This window comes from Blastochloris sulfoviridis, from assembly GCF_008630065.1.
In the GTDB taxonomy this organism is placed as follows: domain Bacteria; phylum Pseudomonadota; class Alphaproteobacteria; order Rhizobiales; family Xanthobacteraceae; genus Blastochloris; species Blastochloris sulfoviridis.
Genome location: NZ_VWPL01000003.1, coordinates 25081 through 44678, shown reverse-complemented (window position 1 = coordinate 44678; position 19598 = coordinate 25081). Strand labels below are relative to the sequence as shown.

Annotated in this window: 16 protein-coding genes; 9 read left to right on the top strand and 7 right to left on the bottom strand. The window is 68.3% G+C overall.

Features of this window, described 5'->3' with window-relative positions; translation table 11 throughout:
• The first annotated feature begins 3 nt into the window (after positions 1-3).
• The 9 genes from bchB (at position 4) to puhE (ending at position 11829) form a co-directional block, all read left to right on the top strand.
• Complete coding sequence (gene bchB / locus F1193_RS02250) at positions 4-1641, top strand: ferredoxin:protochlorophyllide reductase (ATP-dependent) subunit B (RefSeq protein ID WP_150096055.1); 1638 nt, start codon at positions 4-6, stop codon at positions 1639-1641.
• A complete protein-coding gene (locus tag F1193_RS02245) occupies positions 1616-5335 on the top strand; it encodes a magnesium chelatase subunit H (RefSeq protein WP_150096054.1) in 3720 nt (1239 codons plus the stop codon). The genes bchB and F1193_RS02245 overlap by 26 nt, the downstream gene beginning before the upstream one ends.
• Positions 5336-5359: 24 nt before the next feature.
• Positions 5360-6259 (top strand): ferredoxin:protochlorophyllide reductase (ATP-dependent) iron-sulfur ATP-binding protein, encoded by a 900-nt coding sequence (gene bchL, locus F1193_RS02240; RefSeq protein WP_246164072.1) that lies wholly within the window; start codon positions 5360-5362, stop codon positions 6257-6259.
• On the top strand, positions 6259-6978 hold the full coding sequence (gene bchM / locus F1193_RS02235) for a magnesium protoporphyrin IX methyltransferase (protein WP_150096052.1): 720 nt from the start codon (positions 6259-6261) through the stop codon (positions 6976-6978). The genes bchL and bchM overlap by 1 nt, the downstream gene beginning before the upstream one ends.
• Positions 6975-8396: a BCD family MFS transporter gene (locus F1193_RS02230; RefSeq protein ID WP_150096051.1), complete on the top strand. Its 1422-nt coding sequence runs from the start codon at positions 6975-6977 to the stop codon at positions 8394-8396. The genes bchM and F1193_RS02230 overlap by 4 nt, the downstream gene beginning before the upstream one ends.
• A gap of 25 nt (positions 8397-8421) precedes the next feature.
• Complete coding sequence (gene puhA, locus F1193_RS02225; protein WP_150096050.1) at positions 8422-9204, top strand: photosynthetic reaction center subunit H; 783 nt, start codon at positions 8422-8424, stop codon at positions 9202-9204.
• The gene (puhB, locus tag F1193_RS02220; RefSeq protein ID WP_150096049.1) at positions 9201-9923 is read left to right on the top strand and encodes a photosynthetic complex putative assembly protein PuhB; all 723 of its coding nucleotides are present in this window, start codon (positions 9201-9203) and stop codon (positions 9921-9923) included. The genes puhA and puhB overlap by 4 nt, the downstream gene beginning before the upstream one ends.
• An 18-nt stretch (positions 9924-9941) precedes the next feature.
• The gene (gene puhC / locus F1193_RS02215) at positions 9942-10439 is read left to right on the top strand and encodes a photosynthetic complex assembly protein PuhC (protein ID WP_150096048.1); all 498 of its coding nucleotides are present in this window, start codon (positions 9942-9944) and stop codon (positions 10437-10439) included.
• Positions 10440-10656: 217 nt separating this feature from the next.
• The gene (puhE, locus tag F1193_RS02210) at positions 10657-11829 is read left to right on the top strand and encodes a putative photosynthetic complex assembly protein PuhE (RefSeq protein ID WP_150096047.1); all 1173 of its coding nucleotides are present in this window, start codon (positions 10657-10659) and stop codon (positions 11827-11829) included.
• A gap of 251 nt (positions 11830-12080) precedes the next feature.
• On the opposite strand, the gene rpe is transcribed toward puhE, so the two are convergent.
• From rpe to F1193_RS02175, 7 genes are all read right to left on the bottom strand, one after another.
• Positions 12081-12761: a ribulose-phosphate 3-epimerase gene (rpe, locus tag F1193_RS02205; RefSeq protein WP_150096046.1), complete on the bottom strand. Its 681-nt coding sequence runs from the start codon at positions 12759-12761 to the stop codon at positions 12081-12083.
• Positions 12758-13840: a class II fructose-bisphosphate aldolase gene (gene fba, locus F1193_RS02200; RefSeq protein ID WP_150096045.1), complete on the bottom strand. Its 1083-nt coding sequence runs from the start codon at positions 13838-13840 to the stop codon at positions 12758-12760. Before fba ends, rpe begins: the two co-directional genes overlap by 4 nt.
• Positions 13841-13885: 45 nt before the next feature.
• Entirely contained in the window at positions 13886-15904 is a 2019-nt protein-coding gene (gene tkt, locus F1193_RS02195) for a transketolase (RefSeq protein ID WP_150096044.1), read from the bottom strand.
• Positions 15905-15921: 17 nt separating this feature from the next.
• The gene (locus F1193_RS02190; RefSeq protein WP_150096043.1) at positions 15922-16797 is read right to left on the bottom strand and encodes a phosphoribulokinase; all 876 of its coding nucleotides are present in this window, start codon (positions 16795-16797) and stop codon (positions 15922-15924) included.
• A gap of 75 nt (positions 16798-16872) precedes the next feature.
• A complete protein-coding gene (locus F1193_RS02185) occupies positions 16873-17931 on the bottom strand; it encodes a class 1 fructose-bisphosphatase (protein WP_150096042.1) in 1059 nt (352 codons plus the stop codon).
• Between the two features lie 42 nt (positions 17932-17973).
• Positions 17974-18870 (bottom strand): CbbX protein, encoded by an 897-nt coding sequence (gene cbbX, locus F1193_RS02180; RefSeq protein ID WP_150096041.1) that lies wholly within the window; start codon positions 18868-18870, stop codon positions 17974-17976.
• Positions 18871-19197: 327 nt separating this feature from the next.
• Positions 19198-19587 (bottom strand): ribulose bisphosphate carboxylase small subunit, encoded by a 390-nt coding sequence (locus tag F1193_RS02175; protein ID WP_150096040.1) that lies wholly within the window; start codon positions 19585-19587, stop codon positions 19198-19200.
• Positions 19588-19598: the final 11 nt, after the last annotated feature.

Here is a 19598-nt window from a genome sequence, read left to right as displayed (position 1 = left end):
GCCATGCAGCTTACGGTCTGGACCTACGAGGGGCCACCCCAAGTGGGGGCGATGCGCGTCGCCACCGCGATGGAGGGGCTGCACTACGTGATCCATGCGCCGCAGGGCGACAGCTACGCCGACCTGCTGTTCACGATGATCGAGCGCCGCGCCAAGCGGCCGCCGGTCAGCTACACCACCTTCCAGGCCCGCGACCTCGGCACCGATACCGCCGAATTGTTCCAGTCGGCGGCGCGCGACGTCTATGAGCGCTTCCAGCCGCAGGCGCTGCTGGTCGGCTCGTCCTGCACCGCCGAGCTGCTGCAGGACGACCCCTGCGGCCTCGCCAAGGCGCTGAACCTGCCGATCCCGGTGGTGCCGCTCGACCTGCCCTCCTATCAGCGCAAGGAGAACTGGGGCGCGGCCGAGACCTTCTACCAGCTCGTGCGGGTGCTGTGCTCGCCGCATGCGCCCAAGCCTGCCGAGAACGGATCCGGCGCCTCGCGTCCGGCGCGGCCCGCGGGCGTCAAGCCGCGCTGCAACCTGCTGGGGCCGACGGCGCTGGGCTTCCGCCACCGCGACGACGTGGCCGAGATCACCAAGCTCCTCGGCGAGCTCGGCATCGAGGTGGCGGTGACCGCGCCGCTCGGCGCGTGCCCGGCCGACATCGCCAAGCTCGGCGAGGCCGATTTCAACGTCGTGCTGTATCCGGAGACCGCCGGGCAGGCGGCCGGGTGGCTCAAGCGCACCTTCGGCCAGCCCTTCACCGCGGTGGTGCCGATCGGCTATGGCGCGACGCGCGATTTCATCGCCGAGGTGGCGCAGCTCGCGGGGGTGGATCCGGCGCCGCTGCTTGCCGGCGTGCGCTCGCGCCTGCCGTGGTATTCGCGCTCGGTCGACTCGACCTATCTCACCGGCAAGCGCGTGTTCATCTTCGCCGACGCCACCCACGCGGTGGCCGCCGCCCGCATCGCCACCGAGGAGTTCGGCTTCACGGTGGTGGGGCTTGGCACCTATGCCCGCGAATTCGCCCGCGAGGTGCGCGAGGCCGCCAAGCGCTACGGCATCGAGCCGCTGATCACCGACGACTATCTCGAAGTCGAAGCCAAGGTGGCCGAGGCCCATCCCGAGCTGGTGCTCGGCACCCAGATGGAGCGGCATATCGCCAAGAGGCTCGGCATCCCGTGCGCGGTGATCTCGGCGCCGGTGCACGTGCAGGACTTCCCGGCGCGCTATTCGCCGCAGATGGGGTTCGAGGGGACGAACGTCATTTTCGACACCTGGGTCCATCCGCTGATGATGGGCCTGGAGGAGCATCTGCTCACGATGTTCCGCAAGGATTCCGAGTTCCACGAGGCGCCCTCGCATCTCGGCGCGGGCGTGGCACCGCCGCTGGCCGCCGAGGTGCCGCCGGCCGCCGGTTCAGACGCCGTTTCATCTGCCCAGCCTGCCGCCTCGCCGGCAGGTTCCGTCGCACCGCCGGCGTCGCCGGCGTCTGCGGCGTTAATCTGGGCCCCCGAGGCGGAGAAGGAATTGCACAAGATTCCGTTCTTCGTCCGCGGCAAGGCCCGTCGCAACACCGAACGCTACGCCGCCGAGCGTGGCGTCTCGCTCATCACCGTGGACACGCTCTACGATGCAAAAGCGCACTTCGGCCGCTGACACGACGGGTATCCGCGTCGTTATCGTCACGCTCGACAACCATCTGTCGAGCGCGGCGGAACGCGCCTCCGCCACGCTTCGCCGCGAGTTGCCCGGGCTGACGCTCACCCTGCACGCCGCCACGGAATATCAGGCGGACGCCGAGGCGCTGGAGCGCTGCCGCGCCGACATCGAGAAAGCCGACATCATCATCGCCACCATGCTGTTCATGGAGGACCACATCCAGCCGGTCCTGCCCTGGCTGGAGAAGCGGCGCGACGACTGCGACGCGATCGTGGTGTGCATGTCGGCGGCCGACGTCAGCAAGCTCACCCGGCTCGGCCGGTTCAAGATGGGCGAGGGCGGTGGCGCGCTGGGCTTCCTCAAGCGGCTGCGCGGCAAGGATGCCTCCAAGCCCGGCGGCTCAGCCGGCGCCCAGCAGATGAAGATGCTGCGGCGGATCCCCAAGATCCTGCGCTTCATCCCCGGCACCGCCCAGGACGTGCGCGCCTATTTCCTCACCATGCAGTACTGGATGGCGGGCTCGGAAGAGAACGTCGCCAACATGGTCCGCCTGCTGGTGGACCGCTACGCCGACGGCCCGCGCAAGGCCCTGCGCGGCGCGCTGAAGGCGGCCGCCCCGCTCGAATATCCCGAGATCGGCGTCTACCACCCGCGGATGAAGGACAAGATCGGCGAGCGCGCCGACAAGCTGCCGGTGGTGCCCGGCGGGCGCGGCAAGGTCGGCCTCCTGGTGATGCGCTCCTACGTGCTGGCGGGCAATGCCGGCCATTATGACGGGGTGATCAAGGCGATCGAGGCGCGCGGCCTGTCGGTGGTGCCGTGCTTCGCCTGCGGGCTCGATGCGCGGCCGGCGGTGGAGCGCTTCTTCCTGGAGAACGGCCGGCCGACGGTGGACGCCGTGGTGTCGCTCACCGGCTTCTCGCTGGTCGGCGGCCCGGCCTACAACGACGCCCGCGCGGCGCAGGAGATCCTGACCGCGCTCGACGTGCCGTATCTGTCGGTCACGCCGGTGGAGTTCCAGACCATCGAGCAGTGGGAGGCCAATGAGCGCGGCCTCTTGCCGGTCGAGGCGACGATGATGGTCGCGATCCCCGAGCTCGACGGCGCCACCGGCTCGATGGTGTTCGGCGGCCGCTCGGTCGCTGCGTCGGACGAGCAGGCGCGCGACATGCAGCCCCACGAGGAGCGCGCGGCGATGCTGGCGGCGCGCGTCGATCGCATGATCGGCTTGCGCAAGCGCGCCCGGGCCGAGCGCAAGATCGCCATCGTGCTGTTCAACTTCCCGCCCAATGCCGGCAACACCGGCACGGCGGCGTACCTGTCGGTGTTCGCCTCGCTCCACAATACGCTCACCGCGATGAAGGCGGCGGGCTACCAGGTCGAGGTGCCCGAGAGCGTGGATGCGCTGCGCGAGCGCATCATCGGCGGCAATGCCTCGCGCTACGGCGCCCACGCCAATGTCCACCTCCGCATTCCGGCGGCCGACCACGTCAAGCGCGAGCGCTATCTGAGCGAGCTCGAGGCGATGTGGGGACCGGCGCCCGGCAAGCAGCAGAGCGACGGCTCGTCGATCTTCGTGCTGGGCGAGCAGTTCGGCAACGTGTTCGTGGGCGTGCAGCCCGCCTTCGGCTATGAGGGCGACCCGATGCGCCTTCTGTTCGAGAAGGGCTTCGTGCCGACGCATGCCTTCACCGCGTTCTACCGCTGGATCAAGGAGGACTTCGCCGCCGACGCCGTGCTGCATTTCGGCACCCATGGCGCGCTGGAGTTCATGCCGGGCAAGCAGGCGGGCCTGTCGGCCGCGTGCTGGCCGGACCGGCTGATCGGCGACCTGCCGAACCTCTATCTCTACGCCTCCAACAATCCGTCGGAAGGCACGCTGGCCAAGCGGCGCGGCAACGCCACGCTGATCAGCTACCTCACGCCGCCGATCGCCCATGCCGGGCTCTATCGCGGCCTGCTGGAACTCAAGGGCTCGATCGAGCGCTGGCGGCAGCTGCCGCCGGAGGCGGCGGCCGAGCGGCGCGAATTGGCCGTGCTGATCCAGGCCCAGGCGGCCACCGTCGACCTCGCCCAGGCCGAACCGGCCTGGGAGGGCGCGGAGGTGGATCAGCGCATCCTGGCGCTCAACACCGCCGTGCTCGAACTCGAATACACGCTCATCCCGCACGGCCTGCACGTGATCGGCGAGGCGGCGACGCCGGCCGAGCGCGTCGACCTGCTGCTGTCGGTGGCCGAGGCCACCCACGGCCTGCGGCCGTCGAAGGACTCGGTCGAGGCGCTGGTCGAGGGCGCGCCGGCCGACCAGGCGCTGGCGATGAGCGGCCTCGCCTCTGACGAGACGACGCTGAAGGTGTTCCGCGAACTGGCCGAGACCGACCGGCTGCTGGCCAAGGACCACGAGATCGAGGCGGTGCTGCGGGCGCTCGACGGCCGCTTCATCCCGCCGGCGCCGGGCGGCGACCTGCTGCGCACGCCGGCGATCCTGCCGACCGGCCGCAACCTGCACGGCTTCGATCCGTTCCGCATCCCGAGCGCGTTCGCGATCAAGGATGGCGCCCATCAGGCGGCGCGGCTGCTCGCCCGCTATGTCGAGGACGGCAATCCGTTCCCCGAATCGATCGCGCTGGTGCTGTGGGGCACCGACAACCTCAAGTCCGAGGGCGGCCCGATCGCCCAGGCGCTGGCGCTGATCGGCGCCAAGCCGCGCTACGACAATTACGGCCGGCTGTGCGGGGCGACGCTGATCCCGCTGGCCGAGCTCGGCCGGCCGCGCGTCGACGTGGTGATGACGCTGTCGGGCATCTTCCGCGACCTCTTGCCGTTGCAGATCAAGCTCCTGGCCGAGGCGTCCTATCTCGCCGCCACCGCCGAGGAGCCGGAGGAGCTGAACTTCGTGCGCAAGCACGTCTTGGCCTATCAGAAGGCCAACGCTTGCGACCTCGAGACCGCGGCGCTGCGGGTGTTCTCCAACGCCGACGGCGCCTACGGCTCGAACGTCAACCAGCTCATCGGCAACAGCCGCTGGGAGGACGAGGACGAGCTGGCCGAGACCTATACCCGCCGCAAGTGCTACGCCTATGGCCGCACCGGTGGCGCCGTGCGCCAGCCCGAGCTTCTGACCAGCGTGCTGTCCAACGTCCAGCTCGCCTACCAGAACCTGGAATCGGTCGAGCTCGGCGTCACCACCATCGACCATTATTTCGATACGCTGGGCGGCATCAGCCGCGCGGTGAAGCGCTCCAAGGGCGGCAGCGACCTGCCGGTCTATATCGGCGACCAGACCCGCGGCGACGGCGTGGTGCGCACGCTCGGCGAGCAGGTCGCGCTGGAGACGCGGACCCGCATGTTGAACCCCAAATGGTACGAGGGTATGCTGAAGCACGGCTATGAGGGCGTGCGCCAGATCGAGGAGCACGTCACCAACACGATGGGCTGGTCGGCGACCACGGGACAGGTGGCGCCCTGGGTCTATCAACAGCTCACGCAGACCTATATGCTGGACGACGAAATGCGCCAACGCATGGCAGCGCTCAACCCGACGGCGTCCGCCAAGGTTGCCAACCGCCTGCTGGAGGCGCACGCACGCAATTACTGGAACCCCGATCCCGAGACGTTGGAGGCGTTGCGGCGGGCCGGGGAAGAGCTGGAAGATCGACTCGAAGGCGTCGGCGTCGATGTCGCGGCGTGATCGCGGCAGCGCAGGGAGACACTGGTGAAACCCATTACCCTTCTCGACAGCGGTTCCCGGCGGCCGGACGGCGAGGGCAGCGTGCAGGTCCATATGGATCAGCGCCTCAACCTCGGCACCGCGAAGATCTTCTCGATCTACGGCAAGGGCGGCATCGGCAAGTCGACCACCTCCTCCAATTTGTCGGTCGCCTTCTCCAAGCTCGGCAAGCGCGTGCTGCAGATCGGCTGCGACCCCAAGCACGATTCGACCTTCACGCTCACCAAGCGGCTGGTGCCGACGGTGATCGATATCCTTGAGGGCGTGGACTACCACTCCGAGGAGTTGCGGCCCGAGGACTATGTGTTCGAGGGCTATAATGGTGTGATGTGCGTGGAGGCGGGCGGCCCGCCGGCCGGCACCGGCTGCGGCGGATACGTGGTCGGCCAGACGGTGAAGCTCCTTAAGGAGCATCACCTACTCGAAGATACCGATGTGGTGATCTTCGACGTGCTGGGCGACGTGGTGTGCGGCGGTTTCGCGACACCGCTGCAGCACTCCGAGCGGGCGCTGATCGTCGCCGCCAACGACTTCGATTCGATCTTCGCCATGAACCGAATCGTCGCGGCGATTCAGGCGAAATCGAAGAATTATCCGGTCCGGCTGGGCGGCGTGATCGCCAACCGCAGCGCCCAGACCGATCAGATCGACAAATTCAACGAAGCTGTGGGACTCAAGACCCGCGCCCACATTCCGGCTCTCGACGTGATCCGCCTGAGCCGACTAAAGAAGGCAACATTGTTCGAAATGGAGCCGACGCCGGATGTGCTCGCGGTGCAGAAGGAGTATCTTCAGCTCGCCGAGACCCTCTATGCCGGGGTCGAGCCGCTGGTGGTGAAACCGCTCAAGGACCGCGAAATTTTCGACCTCTTGGGATTCGATTGATGACGACTGCGTCCTACCAGGAGCGCCGGGGTGAGCTTGAGACCTACTTCGACCGCACGGCGGTCGATGCGTGGTCCAGGCTGACGTCCGATGCGCCGGTGAGCGGCATCCGCGCCACGGTCCGGGCCGGGCGTGACGAGATGCGCCGCACGCTGTTGTCGTGGCTGCCGGCCGACCTCGCCGGCGTGCGGATGCTGGACGCCGGCTGCGGCACCGGCGCGCTGTCGGTGGAAGCGGCGCGGCGCGGCGCCGACGTGGTGGCGATCGACCTGTCGCCGACGCTGGTGGGGCTCGCCGCCGAGCGCCTGCCGGCCGATCTCGCCCCTGGTTCCGGCGCCGGCGCCGGGCGCATCGAGTTCCGGGTCGGCGACATGCTCGATCCCGGCCTCGGGTCGTTCGACCACGTGGTGGCGATGGATTCACTCATCCATTACGAGCCGTCCGATATCGTGCGGGTGCTGGCCGGCATCGCGCCGCGCACCGCGCGCTCGATTCTCTTCACCATCGCTCCGCGCACGCCGCTCCTGACGCTGATGCATGCCGTCGGCCGCGTCTTCCCGCGCAGCGACCGCGCCCCGGCGATCGTGCCGGTGGCGGCAAAAAGCCTGACGGCGCTGATCGCCGCCGAGCCCGCGCTCGCCGGCTGGCGTCCGGGCCGCTTGCATCGGGTGACCCGTGGCTTCTACATTTCCGAAGCTCTGGAGTTTGTCCGGTCATGAGCAACGAGACACCCTCCGTCCAGTTTTGGAACAAGTTCGCGACGGACTTCATGCCGTTCGCCGACGCGGCGTCGAAGGACCTGCCGCTCGGCCGGCTGTTCCGCCTGTCGTTGTTCCAGGTCACCGTCGGCATGGCGACGGCGATGCTGGTCGGCACGCTCAACCGGGTGATGATCGTCGAGCTCGGCATGGGCGCGTGGCTGGTTGCCACGATGATCGCGATTCCGCTGCTGGTGGCGCCGTTCCGCGCCCTCATCGGCTTCAAGTCGGACTACCACCGCTCGGCGCTGGGCTGGAAGCGGGTGCCCTACATCTGGTTTGGCACGCTGCTGCAGTTCGGCGGCCTGGCCTTCATGCCGTGGGCGCTGATGATCATGTCCGGCGACGCGGTCGGGCCGATCTGGGTCGGCCATGTCGGCGGGGCGCTGGCCTTCCTGGCGGTCGGCGCCGGCATGCAGACGGTGCAGACCGCGGGTCTGGCGCTGGCCACCGACGTGGCGACGGAGGAGACCCGGCCGCGCGTCGTGTCGCTGATGTACGTCATGCTGCTGGTCGGCATGGTGGCCGGGGCGTTCGGCTATGGCCTGCTGCTGCAGGACTTCAGCATCTTCCGGCTGATCCAGGTGATCCAGGGGCTCGCTTTGGTGACGCTGGTGCTGAATTTCGTCGCGCTGTGGCGCCAGGAGGCGCGCAGCCGCGACCGTGCCAACATCGTCGAGCCGCCGTTCGGCTTGGTGTGGGGCAAGTTCATCAAGCAGAATCAGGCCGCCCGCTTCCTGGTCGCGCTCGGGTTGGGCACGGCGGCCTTCAATATGCAGGATATCGTGCTGGAGCCGTATGGCGGCGAGATTCTCGGCCTGTCGGTTTCGGCAACCACCGCGCTGACCGCGCTGATGGCGGCGGGTTCGCTCGTCGCCTTCGGGCTCTCCGCCCGTCTGCTCGGTCGCGGTACTGATCCGTGTCGGCTCGCCGCCAATGGCGTGCTGATAGGACTGGCGGCGTTCTCTGCCGTCATTCTCGCCGGCCCGCTGGGCATGCCGCTTCTGTTCCGTATCGGCGTCGCGCTGATCGGTTTCGGGGGCGGTCTGTTCGCAGTGGGCACCTTGACCTATGCCATGGGTCTCGATGCCGAGCAGAATGGGCTCGCGCTCGGGGCCTGGGGCGCGGTTCAGGCCACCGCCGCCGGTGGGGCGATCGCACTCGGCGGCACGCTGCGTGACGTAATCTCCGAGTTCGCTTCCCTCGGGCTGCTCGGCCCGGCGATGAACAGCCCGCTCGCCGGTTATGAGTTCGTCTATCTCCTCGAAGTGCTCATGCTGTTCGCCGCGCTCGTCGCGATCGGCCCGCTGGTAAGACCCCACGGCCAGCACCGTTCTCGTCGGGATTCCTCATTTGGTCTCGCCGAATTCCCCGGCTAGACGTTACCTGCCCACGGAGGTTCTTATGTATTACGGCGCTCTCGCAAACCATCTAGATATCGCGCAACTTGCGTGGTACGGGCACTGGCTCGTGATCTGGACGGTGATCCTGTTCTACCTGCGCCGCGAAGACCGGCGCGAAGGCTATCCGCTGGTGGAGCCGCTCGGACTCGTCAAGCTGCCGTCGCCGGACGTTCAGTCGGGCGAGCTGCCCTATCCCAAGACCTTCACCCTCTATCATGGCGGCACCGTCCAGGCGCCGAACCCGAACCGCCACATGGAGACCCGCGAGCTGAAGCTGGCGCAGACCGACGGCTTCGAAGGCGCGCCGCTGGCGCCCACCGGCAACCCGATGGTCGACGGCGTCGGCCCCGCGTCGTGGGCGGAGCGCTCGGAAGTGGTCGACTCGACCTTCGAAGGCAAGGCCAAGATCGTCCCGCTGCGCGCTGCGCCTGAGTTCTTCATCGCCGAGGGCGACCTCGACCCGCGCGGCCTGCCCGTGTTCGGCGCCGACGGCATCGAAGCCGGCACCGTCACCGACCTGTGGGTCGACCGCTCGGAGTACTACTTCCGCTATCTCGAAATCTCGGTGGCCGGCAGCGCTCGCACCGCCCTGATGCCGCTCGGCTTTGCCAGCATCACCAAGGACGGCGTCAAGGTGCAGGCGATCCTCGCCAGCCAGTTCGCCAACGTGCCGCGTCTGCAGAGCCGTGACCAGATCACGCTCCGCGAAGAGGACAAGGTGTCGGCCTACTATGCCGGCGGCCTGCTCTACGCGACGCCGGAACGTGCGGAACCGTTGCTGTGAGCCATCACGACGACGAGTTCCAGCCCTATGTCAAAGGCCTGCCGGGACCACTCCCGGCAGGCGAAGACATGCTGTGGCAGGGAGAACCGCGGTGGTGGCGTTTCGCCATCACTGCCCTCCATGTGCGTAAGGTTGCCATCTATTTCCTGCTGCTGGTGCTGTGGCGGCTCGCCAACGGGATCAGCGCGGAGGAGACGCTGCCGGAGATCACGGCCGGCGTGACGTGGCTGATCACTGCCGGGGCGGGCGTGGTCGGCATCATTCTCGTCGGCGCGCGCTGGATCTGCGGGACGAGCGTCTACACGATCACCAACAAGCGGGTGGTGCTGCAGTTCGGCGTCGTCCTGGAGATGACGTTCAACCTGCCGTTCTCGTCGATCAATCACGCCGCGCTCAAGACCTATCCCGACGGAACCGGCGACATCCCGCTCTCGCTCGTCGAGGGCAGCGGAAAGCGTCTCGGCTATCTGGTGCTGTGGCCCCACGTCCGGCCCTGGCGCTTCGAGCGGCCGGAGCCGATGATGCGGTGCGTGCCGGATGCGCGAAAGGTGTCCGAGATTCTCGCCAACGCGATCGCGGCCGATACCGCAATCCGGGCGGCCGAGGCAGCGAATGGCGCGACCGGGGAGGCTGCGGCCAACGAGGCGGACTCTGGTTCGGAGGCGGTCGGCACGACCGCGGCCGGGCAGGCTGCGCCGCTCACCGCGGCCACAAGCTGAGCCACAGGAGTACGTGTCTTGTCCGGCTCAAAGCCCTACAGACTTTCGCGCGCCTCCAAAATCTGGCTTGCCCTGGTGGTGCTGGGTGGCATCGTCCTGGTGTTCGGCCCGCATTTCGGTGGCATTCGAGACACGCTTACCGGCAAGGATGCTGCCACCTCGTCGGCGCAGGCGACGCTGGTCGAGAGCCGCGATCTGCGGTTCGTCAGTAGCCGCGAAGGCAACATCTCGATCTTCGACGCCCAGTCCGGCGAGCAGATCGTGCGGCTGGAGGGCAATTCCGACGGCTTCATCCGCGGAATGGTGCGGGCGCTCAGCCATGACCGGCGGATGAACGCCGACGAAACCTCCGGTGCGCCCTACCGGCTGTCGCTGTACGCGAACGGCCGGCTCACCCTGACGGACCAGGCGACCGGTAGGGAGTTGGTGATCAATGCGTTCGGACCGACCAATATTGCGGCGATGGGTCGCCTGCTGAAGTCGCAGCAGGCCAAGCCCGGAGAACCGCCGCAATGATCGGCACATTGTCGGCGGGCTGCGGGCGCTCACCCGGGAGCCTGCCGATCCTCACGTTCGAGACGAGCCGCAATCGCCGGACCAGCCCCCTTGCGGGGGCGGGCCGGGCGACCGCGACCGGCGATGCGGCACCTGCGGCGGGGTTCGCTCCGTCCGGCGGGCCGCATCCGCCGCCTGCACGGGTTCGTCCAATTCCCTCCCAATAGGGGAGGCATCGATGGCCGAATACGGCGTCGCCGTGCTCTACGCCCTCTTTCTGTGGTGGTTCAGCACGGGCATCATCCTGTTTCTGGACGGGCTGCCGCGCTGGACCTTCAAATGGAGCATGGCCGGCGCCACCGTTCTGCTGGTCGGCGCGCTGCACGGCGTGTGGGCGACCTCGCACGAGGAGACGCCGTTCGGCGCCTATGCCGGCTTTAGTTGCGGGCTGATGGTGTGGGCCTGGAACGAGATGGCGTTCCTGATGGGCTATGCCACCGGGCCGGTGCGGGTGCCGTGCCCCCCCGGGGTGACCGGCTGGGCGCGCTTCGCGCTCGCCACCAAGACCATCCTGCACCATGAGCTGGCGATCCTGGCCTCGGCGGCGGTGGTGGTGGCCGTCACCTGGGGCGCGCCCAACCAGGTCGGCACGGTGACGTTCTTCGTGCTGTGGCTCATGCGGTTGTCGACCAAGTTCAACATCTTCCTCGGCGTGCCCAATCTTTCGGAAGAATTCCTGCCGAGCCACCTGGAATATCTGAAGAGCTATTTCGTTCGCCGGCCGATGAACATGCTGTTTCCGTTCACGGTGACGGCGTCGACCCTGTTCACGACCTATCTGGTGCACAATGCGGTGACCTCGGCGCCGTTCCCGGCGGCGGCGTATTCCTTGCTGTCGACGTTGTCCGGTCTGGCGGTGATCGAGCACTGGTTCCTGGTGGTGCCGTTGCCGGTGGCGGCGCTGTGGCGGTGGGGGCTGCGCACGCATGAGAATTTGCGCGCCGAGCCGCACGCTTGGCCGGCGCTGTGCGAAGGCTGCCCGATCGTCAAGGAGGCGAGCCACGACCGCCCGGACGACGGGTCGATGCCGAATCTGCGCGCCTGGAGCATCCCGCTGGAGGTCGAGTGCGATCCTGCGCGGCTGCAGGCGCTGCTCGAGGCCATCGGCAACGGCAGCTACGGCCGAGTCGAGAGCGTCGACGGCATCGTGCGGGCCGGCGCGCGCTGGATCCGGTTCGACCTCGAGGGCATGTCGCCGGTCGATCTACCGGCCGGCGGGACGCCGCGGCATCAGCCGCGGGTGGTGGCGGTGGGCTATGCGTTGGACGGCACCCGGCTGCAGGCGGCGTTCGCCGACTGCGCCGCCCGCCCGGCCGAGCCGCTGCGGCGTGAGGCCGGCGGCGGGCACTGAGCGCCGGTCCGGACCGTGACCATGGAAAAGCCCCGGCGACCGCATCGCCGGGGCCTCTTTTCGCAGGGCTTTTCGCAGGCGCGTTTCGGCTTCGGCCGGATCAGGCCGGGCGCCCGCCCGATACCAACGGCCCCAAGCGCGGACGCGTGGGGCCGTTGACTCTCGCGGCTTTTTCTTTCGGGACATCGGAGATTTCGCGAAAATCCCCGATCGGAACCGACGGTCCGCGCTGGCGGCCGTTGGTCTGGTCCCTATTCGGCGGCGACCTGGAAGGCGGCGGCGACCTCGTCGCGCATCGCCTTGATGGTGGCGGCGTAATCGCCTGAGCCGAAAATGGCGCTGCCGGCCACGAACGTATCGGCGCCGGCCTTGGCGATGCGGCCGATATTCTTGGCCGAGACGCCGCCGTCGATCTCAAGCCGGATATCGCGGCCCGACTCGTCGATCAGCCGGCGGGTGGCGGCGACCTTGGGAATCATGGCCTCGATGAAGGCCTGTCCGCCGAAGCCGGGGTTGACGGTCATCAGCAGCACCAGGTCGAGCTTGGGCAGAACCCAGTCGAGCACCGACAGCGGCGTCGCCGGATTGAGCACCAGCCCGGCCTGGCAGCCCTTCGAGCGGATCAGCTCGATGGTGCGGTCGACGTGGCGGCTGGCCTCCGGGTGGAAGCTGATGAGATTGGCGCCGGCGGCGGCGAACATCTCGACCAGCAGGTCGACCGGCTCGACCATCAGATGCACGTCGATCGGCGCCGTCGTCACCTTGCGCAGCGAGGCCAGCACCGGCGGGCCGATGGTCAGGTTCGGCACGTAGTGGCCGTCCATCACGTCGAAATGGATCCAGTCGGCACCGCCGGCGAGGACGGCATGCACCTCCTCGCCGAGCCGGGCGAAATCGGCCGACAGGATCGACGGCGCGATCACGATGCTCATGCAGCGGCCTTTCCGCTGGTCACCACCTGGGTCAGCTCGCCCTTCTTGTAGCGCTGCGCCATCACGTCGAGCTCGACCGGCTTGATCTTGGGCGCTTGGCCGGCGCAGCCGAAGGCTTCGAGCCGGGCGATGACGACGTCCTTGGCCGCGTTCTGGGCGACCTCGAGATATTTGCGCGGGTCGAACTCGCCCTTCTTGGTGCCGAGCACGCGGCGGATGGCGGCGGTCATGGCGAGGCGGATATCGGTGTCGATGTTCACCTTGCGCACGCCGTGCTTGATGCCCTCGACGATCTCCTCGACCGGGACGCCGTAGGTCTCCTTCATGTCGCCGCCGAATTCGCGGATCTCGGCCAAGAGCTCCTGCGGCACCGAGGAGGAGCCGTGCATCACCAGGTGGGTGTTGGGGATGCGGGCGTGGATCTCCTTGATGCGGTCGATGGCTAGGATGTCGCCGGTCGGCTTGCGGCTGAACTTGTAGGCGCCGTGCGAAGTGCCGATGGCGATGGCCAGCGCGTCGACCTGGGTCTCGGCGACGAAGCGGGCGGCTTCCTCGGGGTCGGTCAGGAGCTGCTCGCGGGTCATGGTGCCCTCGGCGCCGTGGCCGTCCTCCTTGTCGCCCTTCATGGTCTCAAGCGAGCCGAGCACGCCGAGTTCGCCCTCCACCGAGACGCCGATCGAGTGGGAGATCTCGACCACCTTGCGGGTGACCTCGGCGTTGTAGGCGTGGTCGGCCGGGGTCTTGCCGTCCTCGCGCAGCGAGCCGTCCATCATCACCGAGGTGAAGCCGTTGCGGATGGCCGAGACGCACACCGCCGGCGAGGCGCCGTGGTCCTGGTGCATGACGATCGGGATTTCCGGATAGGACTCGACCGCGGCGGTGATGAGGTGGCGCAGGAAGTGCTCGCCGGCATATTTGCGGGCGCCGGCCGAGGCCTGGAGAATCACCGGCGCCTGGACGGCGCGGGCGCCCTCCATGATGGCGCGGACCTGCTCCAGATTGTTGACGTTGAAGGCCGGCAGGCCATAGTCGTGCTCGGCGGCGTGGTCGAGCAGCTGGCGCAGCGAAACGAGAGCCATAGGCGCGGATCTCCTGAAGAGTGTTGGACCGCCTCCAGGCGGAGGTCAGCGGGACAATACGGTTTTCACGGTATCGGCGACGCGCTGCGGCGTGAAGCCGAAATGGGCCAGGAGATCCTTTTCCGGGCCGGATTCGCCGAAGCGGTCGAGCCCGACCACCTCGCCGGCAAAGCCGACCAAAGCCCGCCAGCCGCGGGTCGCCCCGGCCTCGACCGCCACGTGCGGAACGGCGCGGTCGATCACCTTGGCCTGGTCGGCCGGGGCGAGGCGCTCGAACGCCTCGCGGCAGGGAATCGACACCACGCGCACCGGAACGTTCGCGGCCGCCAGCAGGTCGCGCGCCGCCACGGCCAGCGCCACCTCCGAGCCGGTGGCCACCAGCACCGCGGCGGGCGCGGTCGCCGGCTCCGACAGCACGTAGCCGCCATTGGCGATGGCGGTTTCCGTCGCCGCGTCGCGCGGCTGGGCGGGCAGGGTCTGGCGCGACAGGATGATGGCGGTCGGCCCGTCGCGGCGGGCCAGCGCCGCGCGCCAGGCATAGGCGGTCTCGACCGCATCGGCCGGCCGCCAGACGTCGAGATTGGGGATCAGCCGCAGGCTCTCGACATGCTCGACCGGCTGGTGGGTCGGGCCGTCCTCGCCCAGCGCGATCGAATCATGGGTGAAGACATAGACCACCCGCTGGCCCATCAGCGCGCTCATGCGGATGGCGTTCCTGGCATAGTCCGAGAACACCAGGAAGGTGGCGACGAACGGGATGAAGCCGCCATGCAAGGCGATGCCGTTGGCGATCGCGCTCATGCCGAATTCGCGCACCCCGAACAGGATGGTGTTGCCGGCCTCGTCGCGGGTGATGGGCAGCGTGCCCTTGAAATTGGTCAAATTGGAGTGGGTGAGGTCGGCCGAGCCGCCGAGCAGCTCGGGGAAGTCGGGGGCGAAGGCGGAGAGCACGACCTGGCCGGCCTTTCGGCTGGCGACATTGCCGGCGGCCTTTGCTTCAGTGACGGCGCGCGCGGCGGCCTCCGTGAAGCTCTTGGGCAGGTCGCCGGCCACCCGCCGCTCGAACTCGGCGGCAAGCTCCGGGAAGGCCTGGCGGTAGGCCTCGAAGCGGGCGGTCCAGTCGGCGTGGAGGCCCGCGCCGCGGGCGCGCTGGTCCCACATCGCATAGACATCGGCCGGCACCTCGAAGGGCGGGTGGCTCCAGCCGAATGCCGCCTTCGCCTGGGCCGCCTCCTCGGGGCCGAGCGGCGCGCCGTGCGAGTTCTCGGTGCCCTGCTTGGTGGGGGCGCCGCGGCCGATCACCGTCTTGCAGCAGATCAGGCTGGGCTTGCCCGTTTGAAGCGAGGCGCTGATCGCCGCGTCGATGGCGCCGGGGTGGTGGCCGTCGACATTGCGGACCACGTTCCAGCCATAGGCCTCGAAGCGGGCCGGCGTGTCGTCAGCGAACCATTCCTCGACCTTGCCGTCGATCGAGATGCCGTTGTCGTCATAGAGCGCGACCAGCTTGCCGAGCTTGAGGCGCCCCGCCAGCGAGGCGGCCTCGTGGCTGATGCCTTCCATCAGGCAGCCGTCGCCGAGGAAGACGAAGGTGCGGTGGTCGACGATGGTGTGGCCGGGGCGGTTGAACTGGGCGGCCAGCGTCTTCTCGGCGATCGCCATGCCCACGGCATTGGCGAAGCCCTGGCCGAGCGGGCCGGTGGTGGTCTCGACGCCCACCGTCACCCCGACCTCGGGATGGCCGGCGGTCTTGGAATGGAGCTGGCGGAAGCGCTTGATCTCGCTCATCGGCAGGTCGTAGCCGGTGAGGTGCAGCAGCGCGTAGACCAGCATCGAGGCGTGGCCGTTCGACAGCACGAAGCGGTCGCGGTCCGGCCATTTCGGATCGGCCGGGTCGTGGCGCAGGTGCTGGCGCCACAGCACGGCGGCCATCTCGGCCATGCCCATGGGGGCGCCGGGGTGGCCGGACTTGGCGGCCTCGACCGCGTCGATGGCGAGCGCCCGCAGCGCGGCGGTGACCGGCCAGGAGAGGCTGGCGTCGGCGGTGATCTTCTGGATCTGGTTCATGACTCTAGCCTCCTGGCTCACTGCGACCGGCGCTTCAATTCGATCAGTTTCAGGATCATCGGCGTCAGGATGAGCTGCATGGCGATGTCCAGCCTGCCGCCGGGAATGACGATCGAGTTCGCCCGGCTCATCCAGCTGCCGTCGATCATCGACAGGAGATAGGGGAAGTCGATGCCGCGCGGGCTCTTGAAGCGGATCACCACGATCGATTCGTCGGCGGTGGGAATCCAGCGGGCGACGAACGGGTTGGAGGTGTCGACGGTCGGCGCGCGCTGGAAGTTGATGTCGGTCTCGGTGAACTGCGGGCAGATGTAGTGCACGTAGTCCGGCATGCGGCGCAGGATGGTCTCGGTGACGTTGTCGGTCGTGTAGCCGCGGGTGGCCTTGTCGCGGTGCAGCTTCTGGATCCATTCCAGATTGATCACCGGCACCACGCCGATCTTGAGGTCGACGTGCTGGGCGACATTGATGCCCTCGGTCACCACGGCGCCGTGCAGGCCCTCATAGAACAGCAGGTCGGTGCTGCCCTGGATGTCCTCCCACGGGGTGAACCGGCCGGGCTCGGCGCCGTAGAGCTGCTGCTCCTCGGCGTCGTGGACGTAGCGGCGGACGCGGCCGCTGCCGGAGCGGCCGTATTCGGCGAACAGATCCTCCAGCTCCTTGAGCAGGTTGGTCTCGGGCGAGAAGTGGCTGAAGTTCTTGTTGCCCTTCTTGCCTTCCTCCGCCATGCGCTCGCGCATCTCGTAGCGGTCGTAGCGGTGGAAGGAGTCGCCCTCGACGAAGGCGGCGGTGACGCCCTCGCGGCGGAAGATCTGCTCGAAGGTGCGCTTCACGGAGGTGGTGCCGGCGCCGGATGAACCGGTCACGGCAATGATCGGGTGCTTGCGGGACATGGCTTTCTCGCGATCGTGTCGGGTGTTCGGATTGCGGTGGCCGCCGGCGCGCCGCCGGCCGGCGCCAACGGTCGGTCAGGGCCGGAACAGGCCGCGCTTGGCGAAGAGCGGCGATCGTTCGGCGATCGATTCGGGGGCTGCCACGTAGCGGGCGACCCGGTCGACCTTCTCGCTGGAGCCGAACACCAGGGGGACGCGCTGATGCAGCGCGGTCGGCACGAGGTCGAGAATCGGCTCGGCGCCGTTGGAGGCGGCACCGCCCGCCTGCTCCATCAGGAAGGCGATCGGGTTGCCCTCATAGATCAGGCGCAGGCGGCCGGCGGTGTAGCCCCGGCGCGCGTCGGACGGGTAGAGATAGACGCCGCCGCGGATCAGGATGCGGTGGGCCTCGGCCACCATCGAGGCCACCCAGCGCATGTTGTAGTCGACGTCGCGCGGCCCCTCCTGGCCCTTCAGCAGGTCGTCGATATAGAGCCGGATGGGCTCGTCCCAGTGCCGGTAGTTCGACATGTTGATGGCGAACTCGCGGGCATCGGGCGGCACCGCGACGCGCTCGGTGACCAGCGTGAAGCGCCGGCTTTCGGGGTGGAGCACGAAGAGCTGGGTGCCGGTGCCGACCGTCAGCACCAGCGAGGTGTTGGGGCCGAAGATGACATAGCCGGAGGCGAGCTGGGCGCGGCCGCGCTGCAGGAAGGCGTCGGCCGAGGCCGGGTCGATGCCGGCCGGTGCCGGCAGGACCGAGAAGATGGTGCCGATCGCGGTGTTGGTGTCGATGTTGGACGAGCCGTCGAGCGGATCGACCGCGACGATCAGCGGCTGCCCCGCGGCGAGCGCCACCGGCTCGTCGGCCTCCTCGGAGGCCATCGCCGCCACAGGCGCGTCCTTGAGGTGGCGCAGGATGAGCTGGTCGGCGATGACGTCGAGTTCCTTCTGGGCGTCGCCGCCGCCCTTGTCGATGCGCGCCGCCCCCAGTTCGCCGGCCAGCGGGCCGAAGGCGATCAGCGACGAGATCTCGATCGTGGCGCGGGCCAGCGCGACGACGGTGTCGGCCACCGCCTTGCGCGACGGGTCGGTGCCGGCCCAGGCGTCGAGATAATCCTCAAGCAGCGGTCTGGCTTGTGGCGCGTGTGTCATTGGCGGTCCCCCGGTCTCCCCAGCCTGTAGGCCTTGTTCTTGTCATTTCATTACGCGGCTCGCCAGAATCTCGGCGGCCGATAGGGTCATCAGATCGTCGCGCCCGATCGGCGCGTCGGTGTCGAACAGGCGCACCGCCTGGCGCAACCGCGCCCGGTCGAAGGCGTTGCGGATCGAGCGGGCATTGGCGAAGTTCGGCTGGGCCCGTCGCTTGGCGATGTAGTCGACCAGCGCCACCTTGGCGGCGTCGTCGAAGCGGTAGCCATCGGCCGCGGCCATGGTCTCGGCGATGCGCAGCAGTTCCTCGTCACTATAGTCCGGAAAATCGATGTGGTGGGCGATGCGCGAGCGGAAGCCCGGATTGGCCGAGAAGAAGGTGTCCATGCGGTCGGCATAGCCGGCGAGGATCACCACGAGGTCGTCGCGCTGGTTCTCCATCACCTGCAGCAGGATCTCGATGGCCTCCTGGCCGTAGTCCTTCTCGTTCTCCGGCCGGTAGAGGTAATAAGCCTCGTCGATGAACAGCACGCCACCCATGGCGCGCTTGAGAACTTCCTTGGTCTTGGGCGCGGTGTGGCCGATATACTGGCCGACCAAGTCGTCACGCGTCACGGTGACGAGGTGACCTTTGCGCACATAGCCCAGGCGATGCAGGATACCCGCCATGCGCAGCGCCACCGTGGTCTTGCCGGTGCCGGGGTTGCCGGTAAACGCCATGTGCAAGGTCGGCGGCGCCGAGGCGAGGCCGAGCTTCTCGCGGGCGCGGGCCACCAGCAGGTAGGCGGCGATCTCGCGGATGCGGTCCTTGACCGGCTTCAGCCCCACCAGCTCGCGGTCGAGATCGGCGAGCAGCGAGCCGATGTCGGTGTCGCGGTACATCGCCTTGAGATCGACCGCGGGGGCGGCGTCCGTCGGCGTCGGGGTCGCGGGCACGTTCATCGGATTCTCCGGCTCTGGATACGCAATCGGGCCGAGCGGGCCGGATTGCGCTAGAGCGTCCACAGATCCGGATCACCCGGGCGGACGCTCTAGGCAATTGAATTGGCACAGTCTCTTTCGCAAAACCGGTTCCCGCTTCTGCGGAGAATGCGCTCGCTGCGGGCGCGGGGTCCGCATGGCCTGCGCGGGCCCTCTGTCCAGGCGCGTGCCCGGGCGCCTTGACGCCGCTTCCGGCCGGATGGCGCGTCCTTGACGGCATCTGGCCGGGAGCGTCTCGGTCGTGGTCTCACCGGCCGCGGGCGGGGAGGGGCCGCGGCCGGTGGATCATCAGCGCACCGTCACCAGCGTGTAGCGCTGGGTGCGGCCCTCGATCTCGGTGCGCTCCAGGCGGAAGGTCGGCTCGACCTTGGGCCGCTGGACGATGAAGGACAGCCGCACCGCCTCCCAGCCGCGGCTGGAATCGAAGGCGTTCAAGCGGATGTAGTGGTCGGGATTGGCGGCGCGGCACGCCGCCAGGTCGCCCATCACCCCGACCGGGTCGACGAGGTCGAACATCGGGTTGCCCCACATCTCCCAATAGGTGTTGCGGGGGTGGGGATCGTCGGTGAACTCGATCGACACCGCCCAGCCCTTGTCGAGGCAATAGGCGATCTGCTTCCTGATCTGGTCGTCGGTCAGATCGGGCAGGAACGAATACGCGCCTTGAGTGATCCGCATTGTCTGTCTCC